General features: G+C 64.1%; 22 protein-coding genes. 13 read left to right on the plus strand and 9 right to left on the minus strand.

Annotated features, from left to right (window positions below):
• Positions 1-12 precede the first annotated feature (12 nt).
• On the plus strand, positions 13-1,365 hold the full coding sequence (locus GD606_RS00005; RefSeq protein WP_163303553.1) for a chromosomal replication initiator protein DnaA: 1,353 nt from the start codon (positions 13-15) through the stop codon (positions 1,363-1,365).
• 194 nt (positions 1,366-1,559) lie between these two features.
• On the opposite strand, the gene GD606_RS00010 is transcribed toward GD606_RS00005, so the two are convergent.
• The 3 genes from GD606_RS00010 to GD606_RS00020 all read right to left on the minus strand — a co-directional run bounded on the left by GD606_RS00010 (position 1,560) and on the right by GD606_RS00020 (position 5,393).
• Positions 1,560-1,769, minus strand: coding sequence for a TOBE domain-containing protein (locus tag GD606_RS00010; RefSeq protein ID WP_163303554.1), 210 nt, complete (start codon positions 1,767-1,769; stop codon positions 1,560-1,562).
• A 152-nt stretch (positions 1,770-1,921) separates the two neighbouring features.
• A complete protein-coding gene (locus GD606_RS00015; RefSeq protein WP_163303555.1) occupies positions 1,922-4,126 on the minus strand; it encodes a bifunctional alpha,alpha-trehalose-phosphate synthase (UDP-forming)/trehalose-phosphatase in 2,205 nt (734 codons plus the stop codon).
• A gap of 262 nt (positions 4,127-4,388) precedes the next feature.
• Positions 4,389-5,393, minus strand: a complete 1,005-nt coding sequence (locus tag GD606_RS00020) for a YbgA family protein (RefSeq protein WP_163303556.1) — start codon at positions 5,391-5,393, stop codon at positions 4,389-4,391.
• Between the two features lie 160 nt (positions 5,394-5,553).
• On the opposite strand from GD606_RS00020, the gene GD606_RS00025 reads away from it, so the two are divergent.
• The 8 genes from GD606_RS00025 to GD606_RS00060 all read left to right on the plus strand — a co-directional run bounded on the left by GD606_RS00025 (position 5,554) and on the right by GD606_RS00060 (position 12,982).
• A complete protein-coding gene (locus GD606_RS00025) occupies positions 5,554-6,180 on the plus strand; it encodes an HAD family hydrolase (protein WP_163303557.1) in 627 nt (208 codons plus the stop codon).
• Positions 6,181-6,831, plus strand: coding sequence for a phosphatidylserine decarboxylase family protein (locus GD606_RS00030; protein ID WP_163303558.1), 651 nt, complete (start codon positions 6,181-6,183; stop codon positions 6,829-6,831). It abuts the gene before it with no gap.
• Between the two features lie 8 nt (positions 6,832-6,839).
• Positions 6,840-7,604, plus strand: coding sequence for a CDP-diacylglycerol--serine O-phosphatidyltransferase (gene pssA / locus GD606_RS00035; RefSeq protein WP_163303559.1), 765 nt, complete (start codon positions 6,840-6,842; stop codon positions 7,602-7,604).
• Between the two features lie 129 nt (positions 7,605-7,733).
• Positions 7,734-9,269 carry a 2-isopropylmalate synthase gene (locus GD606_RS00040; protein WP_163303560.1) on the plus strand — a complete coding sequence of 512 codons (1,536 nt, stop codon included), beginning with the start codon at positions 7,734-7,736 and terminating at the stop codon, positions 9,267-9,269.
• On the plus strand, positions 9,254-10,513 hold the full coding sequence (gene leuC / locus GD606_RS00045; protein WP_163303561.1) for a 3-isopropylmalate dehydratase large subunit: 1,260 nt from the start codon (positions 9,254-9,256) through the stop codon (positions 10,511-10,513). Before GD606_RS00040 ends, leuC begins: the two co-directional genes overlap by 16 nt.
• A 385-nt stretch (positions 10,514-10,898) precedes the next feature.
• The gene (locus tag GD606_RS00050) at positions 10,899-11,402 is read left to right on the plus strand and encodes a 3-isopropylmalate dehydratase small subunit (RefSeq protein ID WP_163303491.1); all 504 of its coding nucleotides are present in this window, start codon (positions 10,899-10,901) and stop codon (positions 11,400-11,402) included.
• A complete protein-coding gene (leuB, locus tag GD606_RS00055) occupies positions 11,399-12,484 on the plus strand; it encodes a 3-isopropylmalate dehydrogenase (protein ID WP_163303492.1) in 1,086 nt (361 codons plus the stop codon). Before GD606_RS00050 ends, leuB begins: the two co-directional genes overlap by 4 nt.
• A gap of 42 nt (positions 12,485-12,526) precedes the next feature.
• The gene (locus GD606_RS00060) at positions 12,527-12,982 is read left to right on the plus strand and encodes a hypothetical protein (protein WP_163303493.1); all 456 of its coding nucleotides are present in this window, start codon (positions 12,527-12,529) and stop codon (positions 12,980-12,982) included.
• A 16-nt stretch (positions 12,983-12,998) separates the two neighbouring features.
• On the opposite strand, the gene GD606_RS00065 is transcribed toward GD606_RS00060, so the two are convergent.
• Positions 12,999-13,799 carry a substrate-binding periplasmic protein gene (locus GD606_RS00065; protein WP_163303494.1) on the minus strand — a complete coding sequence of 267 codons (801 nt, stop codon included), beginning with the start codon at positions 13,797-13,799 and terminating at the stop codon, positions 12,999-13,001.
• A 272-nt stretch (positions 13,800-14,071) separates the two neighbouring features.
• On the opposite strand from GD606_RS00065, the gene GD606_RS00070 reads away from it, so the two are divergent.
• Together GD606_RS00070 and GD606_RS00075 are read left to right on the plus strand one after the other, a co-directional pair.
• A complete protein-coding gene (locus GD606_RS00070; protein ID WP_163303495.1) occupies positions 14,072-15,055 on the plus strand; it encodes a chemotaxis protein in 984 nt (327 codons plus the stop codon).
• Between the two features lie 388 nt (positions 15,056-15,443).
• Positions 15,444-16,328: a flagellin N-terminal helical domain-containing protein gene (locus GD606_RS00075; protein ID WP_163303496.1), complete on the plus strand. Its 885-nt coding sequence runs from the start codon at positions 15,444-15,446 to the stop codon at positions 16,326-16,328.
• 130 nt (positions 16,329-16,458) lie between these two features.
• Here the strand turns inward: GD606_RS00075 and rnc are convergent, their stop codons facing one another.
• Positions 16,459-17,160 carry a ribonuclease III gene (gene rnc, locus GD606_RS00080; protein WP_163303497.1) on the minus strand — a complete coding sequence of 234 codons (702 nt, stop codon included), beginning with the start codon at positions 17,158-17,160 and terminating at the stop codon, positions 16,459-16,461.
• 442 nt (positions 17,161-17,602) lie between these two features.
• Here rnc and GD606_RS00085 point away from each other — a divergent pair, with 442 nt between their 5' ends.
• A complete protein-coding gene (locus GD606_RS00085) occupies positions 17,603-18,673 on the plus strand; it encodes a phosphotransacetylase family protein (RefSeq protein ID WP_163303498.1) in 1,071 nt (356 codons plus the stop codon).
• Between the two features lie 209 nt (positions 18,674-18,882).
• Here the strand turns inward: GD606_RS00085 and GD606_RS00090 are convergent, their stop codons facing one another.
• Both GD606_RS00090 and GD606_RS00095 read right to left on the minus strand, forming a co-directional pair.
• Positions 18,883-19,254: a hypothetical protein gene (locus GD606_RS00090; protein ID WP_163303499.1), complete on the minus strand. Its 372-nt coding sequence runs from the start codon at positions 19,252-19,254 to the stop codon at positions 18,883-18,885.
• Positions 19,255-19,400: 146 nt separating this feature from the next.
• Positions 19,401-19,700 (minus strand): hypothetical protein, encoded by a 300-nt coding sequence (locus GD606_RS00095; RefSeq protein WP_163303500.1) that lies wholly within the window; start codon positions 19,698-19,700, stop codon positions 19,401-19,403.
• A gap of 173 nt (positions 19,701-19,873) precedes the next feature.
• Between GD606_RS00095 and GD606_RS20690 the strand changes: the two genes are divergently transcribed.
• Positions 19,874-23,143 (plus strand): tetratricopeptide repeat protein, encoded by a 3,270-nt coding sequence (locus tag GD606_RS20690; protein ID WP_163303501.1) that lies wholly within the window; start codon positions 19,874-19,876, stop codon positions 23,141-23,143.
• Positions 23,144-23,430: 287 nt separating this feature from the next.
• On the opposite strand, the gene GD606_RS00105 is transcribed toward GD606_RS20690, so the two are convergent.
• Positions 23,431-25,173, minus strand: a complete 1,743-nt coding sequence (locus tag GD606_RS00105; RefSeq protein ID WP_176629165.1) for a putative bifunctional diguanylate cyclase/phosphodiesterase — start codon at positions 25,171-25,173, stop codon at positions 23,431-23,433.
• A complete protein-coding gene (locus tag GD606_RS00110) occupies positions 25,170-26,897 on the minus strand; it encodes a CBS domain-containing protein (RefSeq protein WP_163301944.1) in 1,728 nt (575 codons plus the stop codon). Before GD606_RS00110 ends, GD606_RS00105 begins: the two co-directional genes overlap by 4 nt.
• Positions 26,898-26,901: the final 4 nt, after the last annotated feature.

The following is a 26,901-nucleotide window of genomic DNA, read 5'->3' on the forward strand; positions in this document are numbered from 1 at the left end:
ATGGTGCCGCCCATGGAAAAGATCTGGACCCAAACCAAACTCCTGCTCGAAAAGACCGTCAGTCCCGGCCTTTTTCACCTTTGGATCAAACCCCTTTCCGCCCGCGTCGCCGGGGACGCCCTGGAACTGACCGCCCCCAACGCCTTCGTGGCCGCCTGGGTGCGCGAGCGGCTCTTGGACGCCGTCACCGAGGCCGCCGCCTCGGTCATGGGCCGACGTCCCGAGGTGACCGTCGCCGAGGCCGGAACACATCCCGAACACGGCCGTCCCGCAGGCGGCGCGGCCCAGGGCAAGGCCCCGGTGGCCGTGTCCCTGGGACTGCCCGCCGAGATGCCGCTGCGCACGGTGTCTGAAGACCGTTTCCGTTTTTCCTTCGACGATTTCGTGGTCGGCCCCTGCAACGAACTGGCCTATGTGGCCTCCCGGGGCATCTGCGAACAGACCCTGGCCTCGGAGCAGCTCTTTATCAGTTCCTCCCCGGGCCTGGGCAAGACCCATCTGCTCCAGGCCATCGGCCGCCAACTGTGCCATACCCCGGGCAAGGCCAAACCCCGGGTGGTCTATCTCACGGCCGAGGAATTCGCCGGACGCCTGATCATGGCCATCAAGGCCCGGGACGTGGAGCGGTTCAAGACCTCGTTTCGGGAGAGCGTGGACGTGCTTTTGCTGGAAGACATCCATTTCTTCCGGGACAAGCCGCGCATCCAGGCCGAACTGCTCAACACCTTAAAGGCCCTGCGTTCCCGGGGCTGCCGCCTGGTGTTCACCAGTTCCTTTCTGCCCAAGGAACTTTCCGGAGTGGACGAGCAACTGGCCTCGCGATTCTGCTCGGGATTTCTGGCCGGGATCGTGCCCCCGGACCTGCCCACCCGCAAGCGCATCCTCGAACGCAAGGCCGCCATCCATCAGGTGCTGCTGCCCGAGGCCGTGTCCGACCTTTTGGCCGAACACCTGCGTGTGGACATCCGGCAGCTCGAAAGCTGCATCCACAATCTGGCCCTCAAGGCCCGGCTCCTCAACCGGGCCATCTCCCTGGAAATGGCCTGGGAGGTGCTCGGCAACTACAAGATCGAAAACCCCACCCTGACCCTGGACGACATCGTGGACTACGTCTGCGACGTCTACCGCATCTCCCCCGACCAGTTGTCCTCCAAGTCCCGCAAGCGCGAACATGTCCTGGCCCGCAACACGGCGTTTCTTTTGGCCCGGCGGCACACGGAAATGTCCCTGCAGGACATCGGCCAGCGTTTCAACCGCCGCCATTCCACCGTGGTCAAGGGCATCACCTCCCTGGAGCGGCATCTGAGCCTGGAGACCCCCTTGGGACGGCAGATCGAAAAAACCCTGGAACGGGTTTCGCCCTAGGCTTTATTCAAAAACGCGCTTCCCCTCGGGGCATCCGTGCCCTCCGGGCCGCCGTGGCGTTGCATGGCGCGCCGTTTCGCGCGCTGTGAACGCCGTGGACCGATGCCCCGGCGTTTCGGCGTACGGGGCCGACAAAAAAAGCCCGATCCCGCATTACGCGGGATCGGGCATCGTTTGGGCGCGCAAACGCCGTGCTAGTCGGTGACGACCATCACGCTTGAGGCCTTGACCATGGCCTTCACCTTGCTGCCGACCTTCAGGCCCATGTTCTCCACGGAATGTTTGGTGATGACGGACACGACCTCCACGCCCGGGGCCACTTCGATGACCACCTCGGCGTTGACCATGCCGATGGTGATGTTCTTGATCGTGCCGGGGATGAGATTGCGGGCGCTGACTTTCATGTGGGTTCTCCGTGCGTTGAGGGTTCGGGGATGTGGCCGCCAAGCGATTTTGGGCGATGGCGGCCGCCATGTCCGACACTTTAAGTCACGAAATGAAATAAAAACAAGATCGTCACGTTTTTCATGCCGTCGGGACAGTGCCGCCGGGGGTGTTATCCGGCCAGGTTGCGCAGGAGCACCAATGCCGAGCGGGCGTTTCGCAGGTTGAAGGCGGCCCGGGTGGCGCACAGTCCCACCCGCAGGGTGGCCGTAGAGGGCCCCCGTTCGGGCAGGGCGGAAAAGATCTCCTCGCCGCCGTCGGTGGCGGCCAGGGCCAGGATGGCGTCCGGGGCGTGCAGGCGCTGGAAGTGGTAGGCCGCCGCCCCCCGGCCGACGCCTGGACTGACGGTCTCCACGAAGGCCGGGCCGTGGCGCACGGTGACCTCCAGGCCCGCCGCCAGCCCCTTGAGGGTGGCGGACAGCTCTCTGGCCCGCATCTCGCCCAGGCTCTTGTCCGCCCGACGGTAGCGCCACACCAGGGAATGCTCCCTTTCCTCCACTGTGGCCCCGGGAAGGCGTCCGGCGAAGCGCTGCATGAGCGGCAAGATGGTGGCGATCCATTCCCGGGGCAGGGGCCGGGGCATGATCCAGTCCTGTCCCGCCTTGCGCAAAAAGGCCCCGTTTTCCGCGGCCAGGGCCACGGGAAGCCCCCCAAACAGGCGCTCCATGTCCGCCCGGCTGCCGGAACCGATGATGACCACCATGTTGGCCGGATCCCGGCCAAGCAGGGTCAAAAGTTCCAGGGATTCGGGCGGGGGGGCGTCCGGCGCGGCGTCCCTGGAGACGAAAAGCCCCTCGGCCTCCAAAAGCAGAAGCCGCCGTTTCGCCTGCCGCATCTCCTCCACCAGGTGTTGCGCCCCCAGGGGCGACAGGCAGCGGGATTCCAGGCGGCGGCGCTCGTCGCGGACCCCGAACAGCGAATCCAGGAAATCCCCGGCCCAGTGCCGGACGTCGAACCGGGTCAGGCGCGTGAAAAGCGTCTGGTTGATCCGGATCTGGGCGTCCCGGTCCATGGTCAGCGCGGTTTCGATGGCCTCGGCCATCTCGCGGATGTCGCGCGGATTGACCATGAGGGTCTCGCCCATCTCGGCCGCCGCCCCGGCGGTTTCGCTTAAGATCAGGACGCCGGTCCCGCCGTTTTTGGCGGCCACGTATTCCTTGGCGATGAGGTTCATGCCGTCGCGCAGGGGGGTCACCAGGGCCACGTCGCTGGCGGCGTACAAGGCGGCCAATTCGCCCAGGGGAAAGCAGGAGAATCGATAGAGGATGGGGGTCCAGGCCATGGTGGCGTATTTGCCGTTGATGCGCCCGACCAGTTCGTCGATGCGTTTTTTCATCTCCTGGTATCTTTTGACCTCCGTGCGCGAGGGCACAACCACAAGCATCAGCACCACCTTCTCCAGGCGTTCGGGATGCCGCTTCAGGAAAAGCTCGAAGGCCGCCAGGCGGTTTAAGATGCCCTTGCTGTAGTCCAGGCGGTCCATGGACAGGATGATGTCGGCCCCGGCCAGGGAGCGGCGCAGATTGTCGGCCAGGGCCCGGGCCGGTTTCGAGGCTGCGGCGTCGGCATATTTGGCCACGTCGATGCCCATGGGGAAGGTGTCGGCCACCACCGGCCGGTCCTCCACAGCCAGTCGGCCCATGGTGTTGGACAGCCCCAGGATGCTGGAGACGCTGCTGATGAAGTGCCGGGTGTAGTCGTAGGTGTGAAAGCCCACCAGGTCGCTGCCCAGAACCCCGTGCAAAAGGGCCTGGCGGCAGGTCCGGGGCAGGGTGCGGAAGAGTTCGTGGGAGGGGAAGGGGATGTGCAGGAAAAATCCGATGGCCGCCAGGGGATGGGCCTGCCGCAGAAGTCTGGGCAAAAGCATGAGTTGGTAGTCATGCACCCAGATCACGTCGTCCTCGCGCACAAGGGGCTCCAGGGCCGTAAGAAACCGGGTGTTGACCTTTTCGTAGGCCTGCCAGGAGGAGTCCTTGTAACTGACGTAGGTGGGGAAATAATGAAAAAGCGGCCACAGCACGGCGTTGCAAAAGCCGTGGTAGAAGGCGTTCATCTCATCCTCCGGGATATGCACCGGATGGATGTCGAAGGCCCTGCCCTGAGCCTGGAAGATGTCCAGACCCGTGCGGTCGGTCAAGGGCCGTCCCGGCCAGCCCACCCACAGGGGCTTTTCGTCAAAGGGAGACTCGGCCGGAAGCGCGCTCAGGTAGGCTTCAAGGCCTGTGGCCAGGCCACCTGCCGAGGGTTCGACCGCGATGCGGCCATCTTTTTCCACCAGCCGCACAGGAAGGCGGTTGGAGACGATGACGAGTCTCATGGGATGCTCCAGTGTGCTTCGCCGTTTGCGGGCGGCGGTTTCTCCTCCGGGTGGGCGTTGTCTCCGATAAAATCGGTCTTATGGATAGGGCATGCAATAAACGAAAGTCGGCATCCGGTTTCGTGAAATCGACGGATATCCTTTTGACGGGGATACGCCCCGGGTTTTGTCCCTTGCAGAAACCGGCGGTGCTTCGAAGAAAAAAGGCCGTCTCCGTCTTTTCAAAGCGCCAATCGCGATGCGCAGGCGGCCCGGCGCGGCCCTAGGCGTGGTTGCGCAGCATCAGTTCCCGGGGATGGGGATGCAGGTACCACTGGTCCTTGAGGTAGGCCGCGTCGTATTTGCGCACGAAATGGGACAACAGGGTGACGGGCACGACAAGCGGCAACTGCCCGGCCCGGTAGTCCGCAAAAAGCTCCAGGGCCTCGGCCTTTTCATCCGGGCTGAGCTGTTTTTTGAAGTAGCCCAGGATGTGTTGCAGCACGTTGGCATGCTTGGCCGGGGTGGCGTGCAGGGCCATGGCCGACAGCAAAAGGCGCTGGTACTGCGGGAAAAGCTCCGCATCCGGCACGGCCCTGGCCCGGGCCGCCAGCCGTCCCATCTGGCCTGCGATCTTTGGCGAATGGGACATGAGCAGGTACTTGTGGCTGGCCTGGAAGGCCGCCAGCCGTCCCACCCGGAGGCTCTTGCCCGGGGCGTCCGGGGTCGGGGCGCCAGACGGCGTTGCGTCCAGGCCGACCTCGGCCAGCAAGTCGCGGTATCTGGCCAGGGTGAACACCCGTTCGATGAAATTTTCCCGCAGCCCGGCGTCGTGCAGCCGTCCCTCCTCCTCCACGGGCAGAAGCGGAAAGCGGTCCATGAAGGCCCGGGCGAAAAGCCCCACGCCGGTCATGGCCGGGGGGCCTTTCTCCGGATAGACCTTGACCCGGGCCATGCCGGATGACGGCGATTTGCTCTTGAAAATGTAGCCGCACAGGTTTTCCCCGGCCAGTTCCTCTACGCGGCGGGCGCAGTAGTCGAGCATGCGGCCGGTCACGTCGATGCCGGTCGTGATCGTCACCAGGCGCGGGCTGGCGGGGTCGCCGGTCAGGCGCATGGCCGGTCGCGGCACGGGGAGGCCGCATTCGGTCTCCGGGCACACCGGCACGAAATCGAAATACGCCGACAGGGTGTCGGCCACGTAGGCGTCGCGTTTGTGTCCGCCGTCGTAGCGCACGTTATGTCCGAGCAGGCAGGCGCTCACTCCCAGGCGTATGGGCCGGTCCATGCTGTCCCTCCGGGGTTCGCGTCATGGCCCGGCGCGGGAGGAGGGTTGCCGGGCGCGTGCAAAGCGGATAAGTCTGTGACCCCTTTGTGGGACAGCATACGTTTTTTCGCCATAAAATCAAATCCCGGCGGGGCCGGGACAGCAGTGCGGGGTTGCGGGCATGGTCCAGTGCGCAGCGACAGCGGTCTTTTTCGACTTCGGCGGGGTGGTGGCCGAAGAGGGGTTCAAGGCTGGCCTGGCGGATCTGGCCGAGGCCCGGGGGCGCAGTCCCCATGCCGCCATCCGGGCCGGGTTCGACGCCATGTGGGACTCGGGGTTCGTCACCGGCGCTGGCGACGAGGCCGATTTCCTGCGTGAGTTTACGGCCGTGTCCGGGATGAAGGTCGATGCCGCCGAATTGCGGCGCACGGTTTTTCGCCGCTTCACGGTGCGGCCGTTCATGCTGGACTGCGCCGACCGGTTGCGCGCCGTGGGGATCAGGACCGCGATCTTGAGCGATCAGACCCACTGGCTGCACGAACTCGACCAGGCCCTTTCGTTTTCCGCCCATTTCGATATGGTCTTCAACAGCTTTCATTACGGCGTCTCCAAAAGGGAAGAGGCCTTTTTCGAACTGGCCCTGGACCGCATGGGGGTCGCCCCAGGGGAGTCCATCTTTATTGACGACAATCCGGACAACGTGGCGGTGGCCGCGTCGCTTGGCATGACCGGCATCCACTACACCGGCCGGGAACGCTTTCTGGCCGAGATGGCCCGTCTGTGCCCGGCAGCCCTGGAGGATATCTAGATGCGCGGAGTCTATTCCTTTTTCGGGCTTGCCATGGACGGCCTGCCCATCATCGGCATTGTCGCCCTGGCCGCCCTGGTCATGGCCCTTTTGCGATGGCCCTACGCCGCCGTGTTTTTTCTCCTGCTCACGGTTTTCTGCGTGCAGTTTTTCCGCGATCCCGAGCGGGTGGTCCCGGACGCCCCGGGCTTGGTCGTGTCCCCGGCCGACGGCCGGGTGGTCCGCCTGGGCCGCGCTCCGGACCCCCTGACCGGGGAGATGAAGGAAGTGGTGTGCATCTTCATGAACGTCTTCAACGTGCATGTGAACCGGACGCCCGTGGCCGGGACCATCGAGCGCATCAAATATTTCCCCGGGAAATTCTTCAATGCCGATCTGGACAAGGCCTCGGTGGACAACGAGCGCAACGTGGTCGTGATCACGGACGCCTCGGGCGACGAATTCACCGTGGTGCAGATCGCCGGGCTCATCGCCCGGCGTATCGTGTGCCGGGCCGCGCCTGGAGATGCGTTTCTGCGAGGGGAGCGGTTCGGCATGATCAAGTTCGGATCGCGGGTTGACGTTTATCTGCCACATGGTTACCATCAGTCCGTCACAATGGATCAAAAAGTGTTGGCCGGACAAACGGTCATCGCGGAAAAGACCCCGTAGAAGGGAAAATGGACGAAACTGCCCAAAGGCCCGCCCGAAAGGGCGTCTACATCCTGCCCAACCTGCTGACTGTGGGAAGCCTCTTCTGCGGTTTCATGGGCATTTTGTGGGCCTTGGAGGGGCGTTTCGACCTGACCGCCCTGGCCATCCTGGTCAGTTGCCTGTTCGACGGCCTGGACGGCAAGGTGGCCCGGATGACCCGGACCTCCAGCGACTTCGGCGTCCAACTCGACTCCCTGTGCGATCTGGTGGCCTTCGGCGTGACCCCGGCCATCATGCTCTACCAATGGGAACTCCATGCCTTCGGCCGCCTGGGCATCATGGCCTGCTTCCTCATGGTGGCCTGCGGAGCCCTGCGGCTGGCCCGGTTCAATGTCCAGGCCGCCTCGGGAAGCAAGAAATTTTTCGTCGGCCTGCCCATCCCGGCCGCCGGGTGCATCATCGCCACCCTGTACATGTTCACCCAGTACGTGCCCGATGCGTTCATGGCCTCGGTCATGCCCAAGGCCTGTCTGGTCATAGCCTATATCGTGTCCTTCCTCATGGTCAGCCGGGTACGCTACGCCTGCTTCAAGGAATTCGGGCTGCTCAAGGCCCATCCCTTCCGGGCCATGGTCACGGCCATCCTGCTCTTCGTCATGGTGGCTTCGGAGCCCAAACTCTTCGGCTTCCTGTTCTTTTTCGGATACATGATCTCCGGCCCCGTCTACACCTTCCTGATTCTCCCCCGTCGCAGCCGCGCGCTACGGGAGTCCCTCCAGGAACTCTCGTAACCATCGTCGTACCCGCATACCGACAATCCCCGTATTGTCATGACCAAGTCCCTCGGCTAGGATAGTCCCTCGCCGTGCCCTGTCCTGTACCCTTCCGTCCGCCCCGGCGGATGCCCCAAGGAGTCGGCCATGTCCGAACGCGTTTACATCTTCGACACCACCCTGCGCGACGGGGAACAGTCCCCCGGCGCCACCATGACCCCCCAGGAAAAAGTCCGCATGGCCCGCCAGTTGGAAACCCTGGGCGTGGACATCATCGAGGCCGGGTTCCCGGCCGCCAGCGACGGCGATTTTGAATCCGTGCGCATGATCGCCGCCGCCGTGAAAAACGTCCAGGTGGCGGCGCTGTGCCGGGCGCTCACCACCGACATCGATCGCGGTTTCGCGGCCATCAAAGACGCCGCACATCCGCGCATCCACACCTTTTTGGCCACCTCCGAGCTGCACATGAAGCACAAGCTCGGCAAATCCCCCCGCGAGGTCATGGACATGGCCAGGGCCGCCGTGTCCCATGCCGCGTCGCTCACCACAAATGTGGAATTCTCCGCCGAGGACGCCTCGCGCTCGGAACCGGAATTTCTGGCCGCCATGTGCGAACTGGCCATCGAGGCCGGGGCCACCACCGTGAACATCCCCGACACCGTGGGCTACGCCCAGCCCGCCGAATTCGCCGAGCTCATCCGGTTCCTGCTCGGCCGGGTCAAAAACAGCGCCAAGGCCGTGTTCGCCGTCCACTGCCACAACGACCTGGGCCTGGGCGCGGCCAACACCCTGGCCGCCCTGGCCGCCGGGGCCCGGCAGGCCGAGGTGACCCTTTCCGGCATCGGTGAGCGGGCCGGCAACGCCTCCCTGGAGCAGGTGGTCATGGCCCTTCGGACCCGTCCCACCTACTACAACCTGGAGACCAGCGTGGATTCGGAGCAGATCTATCCCTCCTGCCGCCTGCTCTCGCGCATCATCGGCATGCCCATTCCGCCGTACCAGGCCATCATCGGCCGCAACGCCTTCGCCCATGAGTCCGGCATCCACCAGCACGGCATGCTCAAAGACCGCCGCACCTACGAGATCATGACCCCCCAGTCCATCGGCCGGGCCGGGACCGAGATGGTGCTTGGCAAGCATTCCGGCCGCCACGCCCTCAAATCGAAAGTCGAGCAGCTCAACTACCGCCTGACCGACGAGCAGATCGATTTGGTGTTTGCGGCCGTGAAGGAGCTGGCCGACCGCAAAAAGCAGATCTACGACGACGATGTGGAATCGCTCATCCTGGAAAACGTCTTCCGCATCCCGGACAAGTACCGCCTGAAGTACCTGACCGTGCTGGCCGGAAACATCGAAATGTCCCCTTCGGCCAACGTGCTCATGGAGATCGACGGCAAAGAGGCCAAGGTCTCGTCCTTCGGGGTCGGCCCCGTGGACGCCGCCTTCGAGGCCATCAGCAAGCTGACCGGCAAAAAGCCCGAACTGGAATCCTATCTGGTCAACGCCATCACCGGCGGCGCAGACGCCCAGGGCGAGGTCACCGTGCGCATCCGCGAGGGCGAAAAAACCTCCGTGGGACGCGGTTCCCATGACGACATCATCGTGGCCAGCGCCCTGGCCTACATCAACGCCCTCAATCGGATGGCCAAAAAAGAGGAGGAACGCGAATGCGCCGCACTTTAGCCGAAAAGATCCTCGCCCTGCACAGCGGCGAGGAGGACGTCACCCCGGGGCGCATCGTGCGTTGCCCCCTGACCCTGGTCCTGGCCAACGACATCACCGCCCCCCTGGCCATCAAGGCCATGGCCAAAATGGGCGCGGACACGGTCTTTGACCGGGAAAAGGTGGTCATCGTCTGCGACCACTTCACCCCCAATAAAGACATCGACTCCGCCGAGCAGGTCAAGTTCTGCCGCGAGTTCGCCGTGAAAATGGGACTTATGAACTATTTCGAGGGCGGAAATGTGGGCGTGGAGCACGCTTTGCTGCCCGAGCTGGGCCTCGTGGGGCCAGGCGACGTCATCGTCGGCGGCGACTCCCACACCTGCACCTACGGCGGCCTGGGCGCGTTCGCCACGGGCCTGGGCTCAACCGACATCGGCGCGGCCATGGCCCTGGGCGAGACCTGGTTCAAGGTGCCGCCGACCATCAAGGTCATCCTCACCGGAACCCTGGCCCCCTTTGTCGGGGCCAAAGACCTCATGCTGAAGCTCATCGGCATGCTCGGCGTCTCCGGCGCGCTTTACAAGGCCCTGGAATTCACCGGGCCCCTGTGTGCCGAACTCTCCGTCGAGGGCCGCATGACCATGGCCAACATGGCCATCGAGGCCGGAGGCAAGGTGGGCCTTTTCGCCTCGGACGAAAAGACCGTGGCCTACGCCGCCGCCCACCATCGTCCCGGCGCGCCCATGCTCGCCGCCGATCCCGGCGCGGCCTACGAGCGCGAGGTCGAAATCGACGCCACCGGCATGTCGCCCCAGGTGGCCTGTCCGCATCTGCCCGACAACGTCCGGCCCGTGGAGGAACTCGGCGACATCGCCATCCATCAGGCCGTCATCGGCTCCTGCACCAACGGCCGCATCGAAGATCTGCGCGCCGCCGCCGCCATCCTCAAAGGCAAAAAGGCCGCCAAAAACGTGCGCCTGATCATCCTGCCGGCCACGCCCGCCATCTGGAAGCAGGCCCTGGCCGAAGGCCTGCTCGAAACCTTCATGGACTGCGGGGCCATCGTCGGGCCGCCCACCTGCGGGCCCTGCCTGGGCGGGCACATGGGCATCCTGGCCGGAGGCGAGCGGGCCATCGCCACCACCAACCGCAACTTCAAGGGCCGTATGGGAAGCCTGGACAGCGAAGTCTACCTGGCCAGCCCTGCCGTGGCCGCCGCCAGCGCCCTGACGGGGGTCATCACCCACCCGGCGGCCGTGTAGGCATGTGGGGAGGGGGCTGCGCCCCCTCCAGGATCGATGACAAAGCCCCTGGCGGGGCTTTGCGCCGCCGACGGCGGCAGGGCCGCCGGGCGGAAAGACACGAAAATCACTCGCTTACGGCGCGGCATAGCCACGACCTGCTCGTGATTTTCGAGGCTGCTGACTGCGTCAGCAGCCTCTGGAAGGGGCATTCGCCCCTTCCAGTCCCCACCCCGCCCGGGGGGAATCATTCCCCCCGGACCCCCCGAACGGGGGGCGGGGGAGAGGTGAAGAGAGGCACTGAAACTATTGAAGTTTTCTGGGAGGGAGGGGTGTGGGGAGGGAACCCCTCTTTTTCAAAAGAGGGTTCCCTCCCCACATTCTCCCCCCAAAAAAGGAGATACCTATGTTCCATGGAAAGGCGCACAAGGTCGGGGCCCACATTGACACCGACGCCATCATACCGGCCAAGTTTTTAGTCACCACGGACCCCGTGGAGCTCGGCGCGAACTGCATGTCCGGCCTTGAGCCGGGCTGGGTGGACCGGGTGCAAAAGGGCGATGTGCTGGTGGCCGGGGAGAACTTCGGCTGCGGCTCGTCGCGGGAGCACGCCCCGGTGGCGATCCTGGGGGCCGGGATTCCCGTTGTCGCGGCGCACAGCTTCGCCAGGATTTTCTACAGGAACGGGTTCAATATGGGCCTGACGCTCCTGGAGATCGGCGACGGGGTGGAGAAGATCCATGACGGCGACGAGCTGCGTGTGGACGCTGACGCCGGGGTCATCGAGAACGTGACCACGGGGGAAAAGATCCCCTGCGCCCCGGTACCCGCCTTCATGCGTGAGATTTTGGACAGGGGCGGTCTGGCCGGATATGTGAAAGACAAGCTGCAGGCGGGGGCGCAATCATGAAATACAAGCTGTGCGTGTTGCCGGGAGACGGCATCGGCCCCGAGATCGTGGCCCAGGCGGAGAGGGTGCTCGGGAAGGTGGGCGAGGTGTTCGGGCATGAGTTTACGTGTGAGACGCACCTGATCGGCGGCGCGGCCATCGACGCCACAGGGGGGCCGTTGCCGGAGGCCACGCTGGCGGCGGCCAAGGCCTCTGATGCCGTGCTTCTGGGGGCCGTGGGCGGTCCCAAGTGGGACGCCATCGACAAGGCTGTGCGCCCCGAGAAGGGGCTTTTGGGCATCCGTAAGGAACTGGGGCTTTTCGCCAACCTGCGTCCGGCCAGGCTTTTTCCCGAGCTTGCGGCCTCCTGCTGCCTGCGCCCGGACATCGTGGGCCAGGGCTTGGACGTGGTGGTGGTGCGCGAGCTCACCGGCGGGGCCTATTTCGGGCAGCCCCGGGGCGAGGAGATGCGCGGAGGCGAACGCGTGGCCTTTAACACCATGCTCTATGCCGAATCCGAGATCCGGCGCATCGCCAAGGTGGGCTTTGAAACGGCCCGCAAGCGCGGCAAAAAGCTGTGCTCCGTGGACAAGGCCAACGTCCTTGAGGTGTCGCAGTTGTGGCGCGAGGTGGTTGTAGAGGAGTCAAAAAACTATCCGGATGTGGAGCTGTCCCACATGTATGTGGACAACGCGGCCATGCAACTGGTGCGCGCCCCGTCCCAGTTCGACGTCATCGTCACCGAGAACCTCTTCGGCGACATCCTGTCCGACGAGGCGGCCATCATCACCGGGTCCATCGGCATGTTGCCCTCGGCGTCGCTTGGCGCGGGCGGCCCGGGCCTGTACGAGCCGATCCATGGTTCCGCCCCGGACATCGCCGGGAAGGATTTGGCCAATCCCTTGGCCACGATCCTGTCCATCTCCATGATGTTCGTGCATTCCTTCGGCCTGACGGACGAGGCGGCGGCTGTGGACAAGGCCGTGGCCGAGGTGCTTCGCGAGGGCTTCCGCACCGGGGACATCATGGGCGCGGGGAAGACGGAAAAACGCGTGGGCTGCGCCGAGATGGGCGGCCTTGTGGCCGAACGCATCCGCCGGTAGCGGCGCACGCAATACAAATAAGAAAGCCGCAGGATGCGCCGTATGCGGAAAATCGTGCCTCAGGCCGTCCAGGCTGGCGGCTTCACGTCGTTTCATGCGGACATGGGCGGCCTGTTGCACCTGATGCGCCGGACCATGGCGGAGAACGGGCCGCTTCCCGAGGGCGGCGTCCTGGCCGAACAGGTCTTTTTGGGCCAGGGCTATGAATTGCGGCTGGTCTGTCGGCAGGGCGGGGCCCGGCCGATTCTGGCCTGCATGGAGAAGCCCGTGCCGCATCAGGTGTCCCTGGGGCGGCTGGACAAGGATGGCCGGGTGCGGGTTTCTTCCTACGGCCTGCGGCTGTTTTACGATTTCCTGGCCGAGCTTGAGGTGCTGGACCGATTTTGCCTGGACCTGGAGAAGGCCCTTACGCTGCATCAGTGTGGCGGGGGGCCTCCCGGGACGGGCGGGGAAGGGATGCCCCGGCCGGGAAACGGGGGCCGATCGGCGCTGCACTGAGGCGCGGGAATCCGGATTACGGCCTGGACCGGCCGTTGCCGTGGCCGTTTGAAAGGGCGACGGGGGGCGGCAGGGTTCGGATGGCCTCGTTGATGCGCGTGATGATTTCCGGGGGGACGTTTTTGCCGCACATGATGTGGCGCGGCGTCTCCGGGGGGACGCCGCCCAGGGCCATGAAGCGGGTTTTCTTTTGTAGCTCGGGATGCCTCGAAACCAGCCAGGCGTATTCCTCGGGGCCGATGAAGGTGTAGTCGATGCGTCCCCGGGCGATCATTTCCAAAAGCTGGTCGTTTTCGGCCACGGTCAGGTCGGCGGCGTGGCGATGCTCGGAAAGCTTGGCATCCAGCCAGTCGCCGTAAGAAAACCCCTGGCGTAGTCCCAGGCGCATGCCGGGCCGCAGCAGGGCGTCGGCCGTGGGGGCATGGGGAAGCGTCCGCAAGATATCGGTTCGCACGGCCACCCCCATGGGGCTGCCGGTAAAGATGGGGTCGCTGAAGCGGGCATAGGCCTCGCGCTCTGCGGTTTTGAACCAGCCCACGGCGCACGCGGCCATGGCGCCCTCTTCCAGGGTCTTGAGGATGCGTTTGGGCGGGGCCTCCTCGAAACGGAAGGGGATGCGGGCCGCGTCGAGGACGTTTTTGGTGTAGTCGAGGAGAAAGCCACCGAAATGATGGCCTTTTTCCACGACGTAATAGGGGGGCCGGTGGAAAACCAGCACCGTGAGCGGCTCGCTTTGGGCCATGGCCGCCGGGGCGGCGACGAAAATGGCCAGAGCCAGAAAAAGTGGCGCGAAAAGTGGCGACGGCTGGCGGCCCATAACGCAGATTGCCCCTGAAGTTCTTTCCCTAGCATTGGACCGGGCATGGTTTTCTTCATGATAAACCCGGCGGGGGAACTCCGGCAACGAAAATTAACGGGTGGCGGGCGATTCCCTGGGTCAGCCCAGTCCCCTCCCCGCCCGGCGAAAGGGGCCATCTTCTCGCTTTCATTCCCGATGCACCCATGCTAGTTTCTTCGTGACACTACAAACCGTGGCCAGATGCGGACCCTTCCCCCTCTCACCTTTTTCGAGCGGAGCATCACGGCAACATGGCGCAGACAAACATCCTCCTTGAATCCGGCACCAACGAGCTCGAGATCGTCGAGTTTTTTTTGGATGAAAGCCTGCCCTCCGGCGCCAAATACACCGGATACTACGGCGTCAACGTGGCCAAGGTGCTGGAGATCATCCGGTTGCCCAAGGTCACGGAGATGCCCCAGACCCCGCATCCGTGCGTCATGGGCACCTTCAATCTGCGCAACAAGGTCGTGCCCCTGGTGGATTTGTGCGCGTGGCTTGGCAAGGAAAAATATCCGAGCGACGCCGACAAGGTGGTGGTCACGGAGTTCAACAACATCGTCAACGCCTTCCTGGTCTCCGGGGTCAACCGCATCCATCGCCTGAGCTGGGAGCGTATCGATCCGCCGAACCGGCAGGTCAGCGTCTTTTCCGGCGAGAGCGTCACCGGCGTGGTGCGCATGGAGGACCGGGTTTTATTTATCCTGGACATGGAAAAGATCATCGGGGACTTGAACCCAAGCCTGGCCCTGCGCGAACTTGACGAAAAGACGTTCGTGGAGGAACGCCGGGAACTCCCGGACAAGGACATGGTCTTCCGGGTTCTGGTGGCCGACGATTCCGGCACCATCCGCAACATGATGGTCAAATCCCTGGAACGGGCGGGCTTCGAGGTCACGGCGGCCATCAACGGCCGCGATGCCTGGGATGCCTTGAGCCGGATCAAGGAATCGGCCGTGGCCGAGAACAAACCCCTGCTCGAACTGATGCATGTGGTCATTTCCGACATCGAGATGCCGGCCATGGACGGGCACAGCCTGACCAAGCGCATCAAGGAGGATCCGGTCCTGTGTCAACTGCCGGTGATTCTTTTCTCCTCGCTCATCACCGAAAGCCTGCGCCACAAAGGCCTCGCCGTGGGCGCTGACGAGCAGGTCTCCAAGCCGGACATGAAAATTCTGGCCGAAAAGGCCCGGGAACTGGCCTACAACAACCTCGTCGCGAAGCAGCGCTAGCGTCGTTTCCGGATAGTCCGGCCTCGTCCCGCAAAGGCGCACCAGCGATATTTTAAAAAAGGCCGTGCCTTTTCGGGGGAGACTGCTGGCGCCGCCAGCAACCTCACGTCGCCATTGTCGGCGACCTTTTTTTATCCCTGCCTGCCACGCCGCCGATCCAGGCGGCTTTTTTCGCCCCAGTATCCCTTCGTTCCCAGGTGGGAAGAATCATCCCGTTCCGGCGCCAGGCGCCGATAAAACTTTGGCCCCAACGGGGGAAGCAGGGCGGAAAAACCGTCCCTGTCATATGTAACAGTATGGAAAATATGGTTAAATTGTAGTTGGCACGGGTTCTGCTTGAGAAGGGAAAAACAAGGAACGTCTCGGTTTCAACAAGGAGGTTTTTGTTATGTCCCTGGTCATCAATCACAACCTCATGGCGATGAACGCCGCCCGGAATTTGTCCGACGCCTATTCCCAGCTTTCGGTCTCCACCAGGCGTCTGTCCTCGGGTCTGCGTATCGGCACGGCGGCGGATGACGCGGCTGGTCTGGCCATTCGCGAACTCATGCGGGCGGATATCGCCACCCTCAACCAAGGTGTGCGCAACGCCAACGACGCCATTTCCCTCATTCAGACCGCCGACGGCGCCCTGGGCGTCATCGACGAGAAGCTGATCCGCATGAAGGAACTGGCGGAACAGGCGGCCACGGGTACCTACAACTCCGACCAGCGCCTGATCATCGATTCCGAATATCAGGCCATGGCCTCGGAAATTACCCGAATCGCCCTGGCGACGGACTTCAACGGCATCTACCTGCTCAACGGCAATCTTTCCGCATCCTCGCACGATGGGGAAGGCCTGACCCCCGTGGGCAAGCTCAAGGTCCATTTCGGAACCGGAAACTCCAGCGCCGAGGATTACTATTACATCCAGATCGGCTCGGCCACAGCCTCGTCTTTCGGCCTTGGGCTTGGCGCGACGACGCCCAACAGCATCTCCACCCAGCAGGCGGCCCAGCTCAGTCTGGACATGATCAACCAGGCCATCATCTCCAAGGACAAGATCCGGGCCAACCTGGGCGCCTTGCAGAACCGCCTGGAGAACACCATCTCCAATCTGCAGATCCAGGCCGAGAACCTCCAGGCCGCCGAGTCGCGTATTTCCGACGTGGATGTGGCCGCGGAGATGACCGAGTTCGTGCGGGAGCAGATTCTCACCCAGGCCGCCGTGGCCATGTTGGCTCAGGCCAACTCGCTGCCCAAGCTGGCCATGCAGCTTATCGGCGGGTAACCGCCGTCATGAGTCCGACGCTCTCCTGGCGGCCTGAAAGACGGCCATGGGCGGGGAGTCGGCGGGTTGGAAAGAGGAAACGACCAGGGAGGAGGGGATCTCGGAGATCCCTCCCTGGTCGGAAAGAAAATCACGGGTCGAGGGTGTCCCGGATGTCGCCCAGGGCTTTTTTGGCGGCCATCTGCTCGGCTTTTTTGACGCTCGATCCCGACGCCGTGACCTCGTGGCCATCCGGCAGGATGAGCCGCACCTCAAACAGCTTCTCATGCTCCGGTCCCCGGCTGTCGGCCAGGGAATAGACGGGCCGGGCCTTGTAGCGTTTCTGGGTCAGTTCCTGGAGACGGCTTTTATAGTCCTTGGACTTGGGCTCCACCAGGGACTCGGGCCACATGCCGGAGAAGATCTTGCGGATCGAGCGCCGCGCGGCCTCGAACCCGCCATCCAGAAACACCGCCGCAAAAATCGCCTCCAGGGCGTCGCTCAAAAGCGAGTCCCGTTGCCGTCCACCCTGGCTTTCCTCTCCCTTGCCAAGCCGGATGCATCGGTCCAGGTCGCATTTTCGGGCCAGCTCCGCCAGGGCCGGTTCGCTGACCAGCTTTGAGCGCAAAAGGGTCAGGGCGCCTTCCGGGGCCTGGGGAAACCGGGAAAAGAGCTCCTCGGAGACGCACAGCTCCAAAACGGCGTCACCCAGAAATTCCAGGCGTTCGTTGTGCTCGGAGGGGTTGGCGGATTCGTTGGCGTGGGAGCTGTGGGTCAGGGCCGTTTCCAGAATCGCGTGGTCTGAAAAGTCGTGGCCGATGTCTGTCTGGAGTTTCCTCAAAGCGTCCTTCATGGTGTAAACCTTGGTTGGGAAGCGGTCAGGCCGCCTGGCGAAGCGGTCACGGGGGGCCGTGCGCCGACCGCCTCGGCGAAGGGTGTTGTCCGAATGCCGGATCGCGCGACGGCGCGTTCGCGGGAAAATGGGGCAGGCCACAGGGCGTCGCCAGGTCGGCGAAGGGGCCGTGGGGAAAAAATTTCCGGCATCCCCGTTTCCTGTCGCCGCCATGTCCGCCATGCGACCCAGGATACGAAAGGGCGTCCGCCATGGCCTGGGTGTGTCTTACAGGGTCTTTGCGAACTTTCCAAGTTGGGCCCTGCGGCCTGCCGCGTGAAATTCCAAGCCCTTTTCAGGGGAAAAGGGCAAGGCCGTTCTTGCCCATACCCAGCCCACGCGGTATGGATGTTTCCGGCGTCAGCGCCCGAACATCCGGTCAACGCCATCAGGAGGAACGAACATGGTCGGCATCTACGTGGGGTCCACCGCCGGATATTCCGGGAAAAACATGGTGGTCATGGGCCTTGGGCTCAGGTTGCAGAAAGAGGGGCTCAAGGTCGGCTACATCAAGCCCGTGGGGGCCATGCCCAAGGAGATCGACGGCCGGATGTGGGATGAGGACGCCTATTTCGTACAAAAAATTCTCGGGGCCACCGAGCCTCCCGAACTGCTCACCCCGGTCCTGGTGACCCACGATTTTCGCATCAACGCGTTTAGTTCGGAATCGGAGCCGCCCGATTTCATCGACACCATCAAAAACGCCTATGAGACGATCAGCCGGGATCGGGACGTGACCATCGTGGCCGGTTCGGGCGGCATGTATTCCGGAAAATATTGCAATACCGACGGCATCCGGGTGGTGAAGGAGCTTGGGCTGCGGGCGGTGGTCATCGACCGCTATTCCAAGGAGCTCAACTACGACTATCTTTTGATCCTGCGCGAGACCCTGGGCGACAATCTGCTGGGCGTCATCATCAACGACATCCCGCCCAACTTCATGGACGAGACCCATACGCTCATCGCGCCCTTCCTGGAACGGCGGGGCATCAAGGTGCTGGGGGTCATCCCCAAGGATCCGCTCATGGGGGCCATCAAGGTCGCCGATCTGGCCGAGCGCCTGGGCGGAAAGGTCATCGCCTCCCACCACAAGGCCGACCGCATCGTGGAGAGTTTTCTCATCGGCACCATGCAGGTGGAAAACTTCATGACCCATTTCCGCAAGCACAAAAATTCCGCCATCATCGTCGGCGGCGACCGTTCCGACGTCCAGCTTGTGGCCCTTGAGGGCGACAGCCCCTGTCTGGTGCTCACGGGCAACCTCTATCCCAACGACATCATCTTGACCCGTTCCGAGGTGCTGGAGATTCCCATCATCGTGGTGCGCGAGGATACCTATTCCGTGGCCAAGAAGATGGAGGCCCTGCTCATGCGCCACAAACTGCGCGACGAGATCAAGATCCGCCAGGGCGCGCAACTCGTGAGCGCCAACATCGACTTCGAATACCTGAAAAGGGATCTCGGCCTGTCCTGATCCGGGCCGATGCGCCTTTTTGCAGCCAACCCCCCGGGACAGCCTGACGGCCGCCCCGGGGGGATCGGTTTTTTTTGTTCCAGGCGGCCGCTGCCGGGGGCGTCGTCCCGCTCCCCGGACATGTTCATAGCTGGCGTTCAGGAGAAAAAGGCGCAGGCTGTCCACACCGTCCGCGCCGACGCCGGGCGCGAACGCAAAGCGGGAAGGGGCTACGGGGTTTCCAGACCCAGGGTGACGACGCTTTTGCCGTCATCCTGCGGCACGATGGCTACGGCCAGGGTGGACTCGCCCCGTGCAAAGGACAGGGTCTTGGCCTGGGCCATGTCCATTTCAAGCGCCACGTCCCAGCCCTTGGCCGTCAGGGTCTCCCGGTAATAGGCGAGGATCTTGTCCGCAGGCTCGGCGGACTGGAGCATGGCCTGGATGTTTTTTCCATCCTTGGCGGCCATGGTCATGGTGCAGCCGGGGCAGAGGGCGGCCTCGGCGGCCAGAAGCGGCGGATAGGCCACCTGGGCCAGGGCTGTCGTACCCAGGGCCAGGACAAGGCAACAGACCGACACGAAGCAGACGCCACGTTTCATGGGGATTCTCCCGAGATGGTCTCGCCGACCCCCGTTGCGGCGGAGTGGCGGAACACCCTTTTTCGGGAAACAGCGGGAAAAAGCAAGGGGCGGGAGCGTTTTTCGCCAGGGGATCGGGGCTCTCTCCCAACCCCCCGGCGAGTCATTTAATTTTGGCGTGATTGATAAAATTCCCAGAAGACCAGGTGCTTGCGCAGGCGCAGTTTGTGTTTGGGGACATTCGCCAGGATCTGGGCCGAAGGGATGGGTTCCATCTCCCGCAGGCTGTGAAAGCGTCTGGCCCGTTCGTTGTCGAAATGCAGCGGTAAAAGGTGGGATAACAGCACCACGGCCGTGTCCCTTTCCTGGAGCAGCGCCTCGGCCAAGGCCTCGGCGTGGAGCGCATCCCGGATATGGACAATCGGCAACTCCTTCCCATTGACGGTAATGCTTTGTTCCTGTTTCATCTTTTGAAATAACCTCCCTGTTCCAAGCCATGCCGCGACGCATCCGGCGTCTCGGTCTCACCAGTGCTATCGGCGGTCCAGGCCAAAAGTTTAGGCTGCTTCATCCCCCCGAGGTCGCACCTCGGGAGCATGGCGGGAAACTGGCATGAATTCTGCTATATTCATTGAAAACCATGCAAACCCCCATACGCCACAGCACCACAATCCAGCAGGCGGGAGGCTCCGGCCGGGAGTCGGCCATTTTCTCCACGTCGTCGACGCGCCCCCGGGCCATCCTGGCGGCAGTTGTTTTTGTCATGGGTTTTCTGCTGGTTCCCCTGGCCGGGCTGGCCGCCGTTTCCGGGCAGACCGGGCAGACCGGGCAGCCAGTGGCCGAACCCGGCGGCTCCGGCAGTCCAATCCCCGCCATCGGGACGGCCGCTCCGGCCGTCTCCCCGGAGGGGCCGCCGCATGCCTTTTTGCGCCTGGAACTGAAAAAAACCGCGCCCCTGTCCGGCGCCGTGCGCACCGGCGGGGCCGTGTCCTTCATGGCCACGGCGCATTCCGGGGATGATCCCGCCCCCCTGCCGGGCTATGTCTTTCGTTGGGAATCCGACGCCGGGGCCAAGTTTCTCGACCCTGAAGGGCCAAGCGGCAACACGGCGGTCTTTACCCGTCCGGGGCCGCAGAAGGTCTGGGTGACGGCCCTGGCCCCGGTGGACGGACTGCTTGAGCCCGTGGCTGTGTCCGAGCCCCTGGAGATGGATGTGGCGGGGCCGCTTTTCCGGCTGTCCATCGATCCCCGGGAACCCCGGGTCGGCGAGGAGATCCGGGCCTCGGTCAAGGACTTTCCGGTTCGCGAGGATGTGGATTTCCGCTGGGCGGCCCTGCCGCGAAACGCCACCCTGGTCAACGTGGGGGAGAAGGAGATCACCTTTTACCTGCATGACGGCAAACCGGCCGAGGTGGCCGTGTCGGCCAGGATGCCCCTGGCCGGGAAGGATCTGGGCCGGGTGGCGGCCGAGGTGACGGCCAGGCCGTATCCGGTGGAGGTCTCCAACAAGGGCTTGGTGGGGCCGCGCCCGGTGATCTGGAAGGACGGCTCCGGGCCCGAGGAGATTGATGCCGTACCCGAGGGCGGGGCGGTGCTCCTGCGCGCGGACGTAAATCCCATGCCCGGCAATCCCCCGTTGGCGTTCACCTGGCGTCTGCCGCCGGGCACGCGCCTGGAGGCCGGGGAGTCCGGGCGGCAGGTCAAGGTCGCCTGCGACCGGGTGGGAGACTACAAGGCCGTGGTGGAGATCCGGGACAGCCGGGATCTTTTGGTTGGCCGTGGGGAAGGGGCCTTTTCCGCGACCGTTTCCAAGGCCGACATGGACCTGGCCAGGCAAAACGCGGCCCAGACCGCCAAACTCACGGCCGAGGCCGTGCGGCTGTGGAACCGGGGCGAGGTGGAGCAGGCCGTGGACATGGCCTCCAAGGCTGCGGCCATGAACCCCAAAAGCGTGGACGCGGCCGGGGAATACCGGCGCATGGCCGCCGACCGGGAACGGCTTTTGGATCTCCTGCACCGGGCCGGGGAGCATCTGTCCCGCGACGAATTCGCCAAGACCGCCGGACTGTTGGACGAAGCCGGGCGTATCAACGGCCAATACGGCGGCATCTCCGGCCTGGAGCGGCGCATGGGCGAGCGCAAGGACACGCTGGCCAAGGTGGACGCCCTTATGGCCTCCTCCGGGCAAGCCTGGAACGCCGGGGACGTGGAGGGCGCGGTGCGCGCGGTCCAGTCCGCCCTGGCCCTGGACCCCGGGCACGAGGCAGCCCTGGCCCAGCGGGCGCGCCTGGTGGACGGACGGGACAAGATCATCGCCGGGCTTAAGGAAGCCGCCGTATTTCTGGAGAAAAAGCAGTTTGAGAGCGCGGCCTCGGCCCTGGCCGGAGTTCGGGGGATCAATGAAAAATTTCCCCCCTTTCGGGAGATGGACGCGGCCGTGGCCAAGCGTCGGGAAAATGCCTGGCAGGCGGACCAGCTTCTGGCCAGGGCCAGGGAACTGTGGACCGCCGGGGACATGGACGCCGCCCTGGGCGCGCTGTCGGACATCCTGAAGGCCGACCCGGAGCACGCCGGGGCGAGGGCCGCCAAACAACAGACGGCCCAGGCCCGGGAAGTGGTGCTCAAAAACGTGGATCAGGCCAAGGCCTTTCTGGCCCAGAACCATCCCGACGAGGCCCTGGCCGCCCTCTCCCGGGCCAAGGGGGTCAATCCGGCCTATGCCCCTGTGCGCGAGATCGAGACGGCCGTGGCCGAACGTAAAAACCGGGCCGGACGTATCCGCGACCTGACGGCCAAGGCCCGGCAGGACGCCGCCAAGGGCGATCTGGATGCGGCCCTGGCCAGCGTGGAAAACATCCTGGCCCTGGACCCGGCCGACGGGTTCGCCAAGCCGGAACGGGTCCGACTGGCCGGACTTCGCGAAGAAACGCGCGGGGCCATGCGCCTGGCCGAGGGCCTTGCCGCATCGGGCCGACACGGCAAGGCCCTGGAGACGTTGGCGGCGGCCTCGGCCAAGGCCCCTGGGTATCCGCCCCTTGCCGCCCAGAAGGCCAGGATAGCCGAAATGGCCGGGGCCTCGCAGAAAAAGGCCTCCGGGGTGCTGGCCGAGGCCTCGGCCAGGCTGTCGCGGGGGGATTTTTCCGGAACCCTGGCCGCCTTGGCCGGACTCGAGGGCGTCAACGGGGTTTCCGCCGCCGATGACCGCAAGGCCAAGGAACTGGCCCGGGCCGCCAAGGCCGGCCAGGACAAGGCCACGACCGCCCAGGCCGCGAAGGCCAGCGCCGACGCCGCCAAGGCTGCCGCTCCGGCTGCCGGGCAGGGACAGAAAAAGGCGCGCTGCGACGAACTGTTCCGCCGGGCGGACTCCCGCCGGGGCAAGGGGGAGCACGCGGCGGCCATCAAGGACTACCAGGAGATCGTGACCACCTGTCCGGACTATTGCACGGCGTACAACAACATCGGGGCTTCGCTTTTTACCCTGGGGTACGCCCGGGAATCCCTGCCCTGGTTCGAAGAGGCCCGTAAGTGCGATCCCGGCGAGAAGCTTTTCGCGGACAATGTGGCCCTGACCACGCGGCTGGCGACGAATCCCTCCGGTCAAAAAACGCCCGCATCCAGCCGCCCCGACTGCTCCGGGGCCTTCGATCAGGCGGAAAAGCTGCGGGCCAAGGGGGATCTGGCCGGGGCCGTGCGCGACTACCGCAAGGTGGTGGAGGCCTGTCCGGACTATTGCGCGGCCTACAACAACATCGGCCTGGCCTTGAACACCCTCGGCCACGTCAAGGAGTCACTGCCCTGGTTCGAGGAGGCCTACCGCTGCAATCCCAAGGAGGCCCTGTTTCAGGACAATATCCACATCACCACCAAGCAGATGCAGCAGGCCAGCCGGGACAGGCCCCCCGGGACGTGAACACGGGGCGGCCCTTCACAAGAAAAGACGGATGATTATATTTGTATCGTAAGGGGAACGCGGGTTCCCCTTGGGAGATAGAAAGTACAACCCCAACGGAGGGTCGGACGAAATAAAACGAGATCCCCATACCAGCGCAACGAGGCGCGCCAAAAAGATTTGCCACGCGTAAAAGAGGTTCCGGAGAACGAAAAAGGAACACGGTCGGGTATCCGACGAAAACGCGAGGCAGATCTTTTTTTATGCCGTGGCATGGGCGCACGAAGCAAAGCGCCGGACCGGACGTGTCAGGCGAGTAAGGTGTTCTCGGCGTTCCTGTTTGTTAAAAACGCCTCCAGATCCTCGGAATCCAGGGGCTCGGAAAAAAGAAAACCCTGGGCGAATTCGCACCGCAAGGCCATCAGCATGTCCCGATGCTCGGTCATCTCCACCCCTTCCGCCACCACCTTGAGCCCCAGATTCTCCGCCATGGAGATGATGGTGCGGATGATCTCCCGGTTCTGCCGGGTTTCGGTCATGGAGCACACGAAAGAGCGATCCACCTTCAAGGAGTCGAAGGGAAAACGCTGCAGATAGCTCAGCGACGAATATCCCGTGCCGAAGTCGTCGATGACCACCTTGATGCCCAGTTCCGTCAGGGCGCGCATGGTGGCCTGGGCGGACGCGGCGTTCTCAAGGAGCATGCTTTCCGTTACCTCCAGACAGATGCGTCCGGGGGCCACCCCTGTCTCGTCCAGAATTCGACGCACCCCGTCCACGAAACAGGGCTGCCGGAATTGCCGCGCCGAAATATTGACGTTCATGCTCATGTCTGCGGCGTCGGGAAATTTTTTCGAGAGATCCATGAGCCGCTCGCAGGCCAGGCGCAGGACCAAGTCCCCCAGTACGTTGATCAGGTTCGACTCCTCGGCCACGGGGATGAACTCAAGCGGCGGGATCATGCCGTAGCGGGGATGCCGCCACCGGGCCAGGGCCTCGAACCCGGTGATCTTTCCGGACAACAGGGAGACGATGGGCTGGTAATAGACCGTGATTTCCCCGGATTGCAGGGCCGTACACAGGTCGAGCTCCATTTCCATGCGCCGGGCCGTGCTGATCCGCATGCCCGCTTCGAAGACCGTGTAGTGGTTCCCGCCGTGCTCCTTGGAGCTGTACATGGCGGTGTCGGCATCGCGCAGGATGTCGTCGGGGTGGGTGTAGGAGATGGCGCCAAGCACCACCCCAATGCTGACGGTGATGGAGATTTGCTGCTTGCGCAGGGTAAACGGCGGCGCAATCCTGGATACGATGCGCTCGGCGGCGGCCACGGCCCCTTCCGCCCCCCCCACGTCCTCCACCAGGACGGCGAACTCGTCCCCCCCGAAGCGGGCCAGGGTGTCCCCGTCCCGGGCCGCCTTGAGCAGGCGGTTGGCCGCCACCATGAGCAGCCGGTCGCCGGTCACATGCCCGAAGGTTTTGTTGACCAGCTTGAAACGGTCGATGTCCAGGTACAGGACCGCGAATTGCCGTCCGGGATGAATTCGGCTGCCTGCGATGGCCTGCTCCAGGCGGTTGATGAAAAACGCCCGGTTGCACAGGCCGGTCAGGCAGTCGTGGAAGGCGTCGTGCTGGAGGTGCTCCTCCAGTTGTTTTTGCCTGGTGATCTCGGTCAGGGTGACCACGGCCCCTTTGTCGAGGCCGTGTACCGGGGCGGCCCGCAAGGCGAACCAGAGGTGCTGTTCCCCGTGCTGGACGCAGACTTCGGAGAGGAAAATGGGCTGCCGCCGTGCGGCCACCTCGCGCACGCCGACACAAGCGGCATCGGCCTGGGCGGGCTGGAGGATGGCGCGGCAGGCGTGGCGGAAATCCGTCCCTGGGGCAAAAAGTGCCGGGCTGGCTTCGAAAAGGGCTGCGCTGGCGGTGTTGGCCGTCACCACCCGTCCCGCCCCGTCGAGGAGAAAAACCGGCCCGGGCAGGCTGTCGAGCATGTCCCCGGCGGTGGCCGGTTGGACCGTATCGGCAGGGACGCCCCCAGGAGGCCCGCCGCTCATGGGATTCTCTCCTGGCGTCTACAGTCGACGCGCTTGTTGCGGTACATGTCGTCGTCGGCCATCTTGAACAGGGTCTCGGCGTCGTCGCCGTCCTGGGGATGCACGGCCAGCCCCATGCTGGCGCTCAGGGTGATCGTGCGTCCCTCGATAAGAAAAGGTTGTTCCACCATGTCCCGGATTTTGGCGGTAATCCCTGCGGCGTGTTCCCGGCTGGCCATGTCGGGCAAGAGAAAGGTGAATTCGTCGCCGCCCATGCGCCCCACGGTGTCGCTTTCGCGCAGGCCCTGCCGGAACCGCCCGGCTAAAAGCCGCAACAGTTCGTCCCCGGCCAGGTGCCCCAGCGTGTCGTTGACCTCCTTGAAGCGGTCCAGGTCCAGAACCACCATGGCCAAAAGGGTGTTGTGGCGTCTGGCGCGCTTGAGCTCCACGGCCAGGCGATCATGAAAGAGGGTGCGGTTGGGCAGATCGGTCAGGGGGTCGTGGTAGGCCAGGTGCCGGATGATCTCCTCGGCCTTGACCCGTTCGGTCACGTCGCGCAGCATGAGCACGTAGCCGCTGAGGCGATCCTGGTCGTCCCGGATGCCCGAGACCTGGGCCTCGATGCAGCGCGCGGCGTTCGCTTCGGGCCGTTCGAGGAGAAAGGAGTGCGTGGTGTTTTGATGGATGGCCTGAAAGCCCTTGGAGAGACGTTCCAGGGGCACGCCCGCCATCTGGTGCACCTCCCAGATGTGTTTGCCCACGGTCTCCCGGGAGGATACCCCCAGCAGGCGTTCGGCCGCCGGATTGTAATAGTTGATGCAGAAATCGATGTTCGCGGCCACAATCCCCATATCCATGGCCGAGCGCATGATGTTGTCGAGGTAGACGGTCTTTTCCCGGAGATTGCGGTAGGCGGTCATGAGCTCCACCTCCTTGTCCCGGATGACCTCTTTGAGGGTCTGGATGTAGTTGCTTTCCAGGGCCTTGATCACGTTGGACTGGGTGACCAGCCCCTGGATGCGGGCATGCCCGTTGGATACCAGAAGCCGCCGCACATTGCGCTGGCGCATGATGCCGGCGGCCTCGGCCACGGAGGTGGACGGCGGTACGGCCAGAATAGGGCTGCGCATCACCTGGCCCGCCGTCAGATGGGCCGGGATGCGGCCCTGCGCCGCCAGCCGCAGCACGTCGCGTTCGGTCAGGATGCCCAGGGGCGTCTCGTCCGTGGCCACGACAATGCAGCTTAAGGATTTATCGGCCATTTCCCCCAGGGCGCGTTCGAAGGGAAGGTCGGGGGGGACGGTGAAGACGATGCGGGACATGATCTGGTCGATGGGCTTGACCTCCATGTAGGGGTCGTTGCCGAGATTTTCGATCAGATTGGACTGGGTGAGCATGCCTGTGGCCAGTCCGGCCCCGTCCGTCACCACCAGATGCCGGATCTTGCTGTGGGCCATGAGGTTTAAGGCCTCATGGATAAACGTGTCGCCGGTGACCGACAAAACCGGGGAGCTCATGAGATCGCGGATGATCAGCCCGGAAAAGTCCAGGCCCCGGGTGGCCGCATAGCGGACCACGGTGCGTTCCGTGAAAATTCCCACGGGCCGTTTGCCCGCCAGGATCATGATGCTGGAGATGCTGTGATCGCGCATGAGCGCGATGGCGTCCGTCACCGGGGAATCGGGCGGAACCCCCAGAACCTCGGGGGAGCAGATTTCCTTGATCTGGCGCTTGAGTACGGCCATGTGC

The organism is Desulfolutivibrio sulfodismutans DSM 3696, from assembly GCF_013376455.1.
GTDB lineage: Bacteria > Desulfobacterota > Desulfovibrionia > Desulfovibrionales > Desulfovibrionaceae > Desulfolutivibrio > Desulfolutivibrio sulfodismutans.

What these genes read in the sequence shown, in the direction of transcription:
- GD606_RS00050 (WP_163303491.1), top strand. Translation starts at nt 10,899, where the DNA reads ATGTTCCATGGAAAGGCGCACAAGGTCGGGGCCCACATTGACACCGAC.
- GD606_RS00030 (WP_163303558.1), top strand. Translation starts at nt 6,181, where the DNA reads ATGCGCGGAGTCTATTCCTTTTTCGGGCTTGCCATGGACGGCCTGCCC.
- GD606_RS00075 (WP_163303496.1), top strand. Translation starts at nt 15,444, where the DNA reads ATGTCCCTGGTCATCAATCACAACCTCATGGCGATGAACGCCGCCCGG.
- GD606_RS00005 (WP_163303553.1), top strand. Translation starts at nt 13, where the DNA reads ATGGAAAAGATCTGGACCCAAACCAAACTCCTGCTCGAAAAGACCGTC.
- rnc (WP_163303497.1), bottom strand. Translation starts at nt 17,160, where the DNA reads ATGAAGGACGCTTTGAGGAAACTCCAGACAGACATCGGCCACGACTTT.
- GD606_RS00020 (WP_163303556.1), bottom strand. Translation starts at nt 5,393, where the DNA reads ATGGACCGGCCCATACGCCTGGGAGTGAGCGCCTGCCTGCTCGGACAT.
- GD606_RS00090 (WP_163303499.1), bottom strand. Translation starts at nt 19,254, where the DNA reads ATGAAACGTGGCGTCTGCTTCGTGTCGGTCTGTTGCCTTGTCCTGGCC.
- GD606_RS00095 (WP_163303500.1), bottom strand. Translation starts at nt 19,700, where the DNA reads ATGAAACAGGAACAAAGCATTACCGTCAATGGGAAGGAGTTGCCGATT.
- GD606_RS00040 (WP_163303560.1), top strand. Translation starts at nt 7,734, where the DNA reads ATGTCCGAACGCGTTTACATCTTCGACACCACCCTGCGCGACGGGGAA.
- GD606_RS00070 (WP_163303495.1), top strand. Translation starts at nt 14,072, where the DNA reads ATGGCGCAGACAAACATCCTCCTTGAATCCGGCACCAACGAGCTCGAG.
- pssA (WP_163303559.1), top strand. Translation starts at nt 6,840, where the DNA reads ATGGACGAAACTGCCCAAAGGCCCGCCCGAAAGGGCGTCTACATCCTG.
- GD606_RS00105 (WP_176629165.1), bottom strand. Translation starts at nt 25,173, where the DNA reads ATGAGCGGCGGGCCTCCTGGGGGCGTCCCTGCCGATACGGTCCAACCG.
- GD606_RS00015 (WP_163303555.1), bottom strand. Translation starts at nt 4,126, where the DNA reads ATGAGACTCGTCATCGTCTCCAACCGCCTTCCTGTGCGGCTGGTGGAA.
- GD606_RS00065 (WP_163303494.1), bottom strand. Translation starts at nt 13,799, where the DNA reads ATGGGCCGCCAGCCGTCGCCACTTTTCGCGCCACTTTTTCTGGCTCTG.
- GD606_RS00060 (WP_163303493.1), top strand. Translation starts at nt 12,527, where the DNA reads ATGCGGAAAATCGTGCCTCAGGCCGTCCAGGCTGGCGGCTTCACGTCG.
- GD606_RS00025 (WP_163303557.1), top strand. Translation starts at nt 5,554, where the DNA reads ATGGTCCAGTGCGCAGCGACAGCGGTCTTTTTCGACTTCGGCGGGGTG.
- leuB (WP_163303492.1), top strand. Translation starts at nt 11,399, where the DNA reads ATGAAATACAAGCTGTGCGTGTTGCCGGGAGACGGCATCGGCCCCGAG.
- GD606_RS00010 (WP_163303554.1), bottom strand. Translation starts at nt 1,769, where the DNA reads ATGAAAGTCAGCGCCCGCAATCTCATCCCCGGCACGATCAAGAACATC.
- GD606_RS00110 (WP_163301944.1), bottom strand. Translation starts at nt 26,897, where the DNA reads ATGGCCGTACTCAAGCGCCAGATCAAGGAAATCTGCTCCCCCGAGGTT.
- leuC (WP_163303561.1), top strand. Translation starts at nt 9,254, where the DNA reads ATGCGCCGCACTTTAGCCGAAAAGATCCTCGCCCTGCACAGCGGCGAG.
- GD606_RS20690 (WP_163303501.1), top strand. Translation starts at nt 19,874, where the DNA reads ATGCAAACCCCCATACGCCACAGCACCACAATCCAGCAGGCGGGAGGC.
- GD606_RS00085 (WP_163303498.1), top strand. Translation starts at nt 17,603, where the DNA reads ATGGTCGGCATCTACGTGGGGTCCACCGCCGGATATTCCGGGAAAAAC.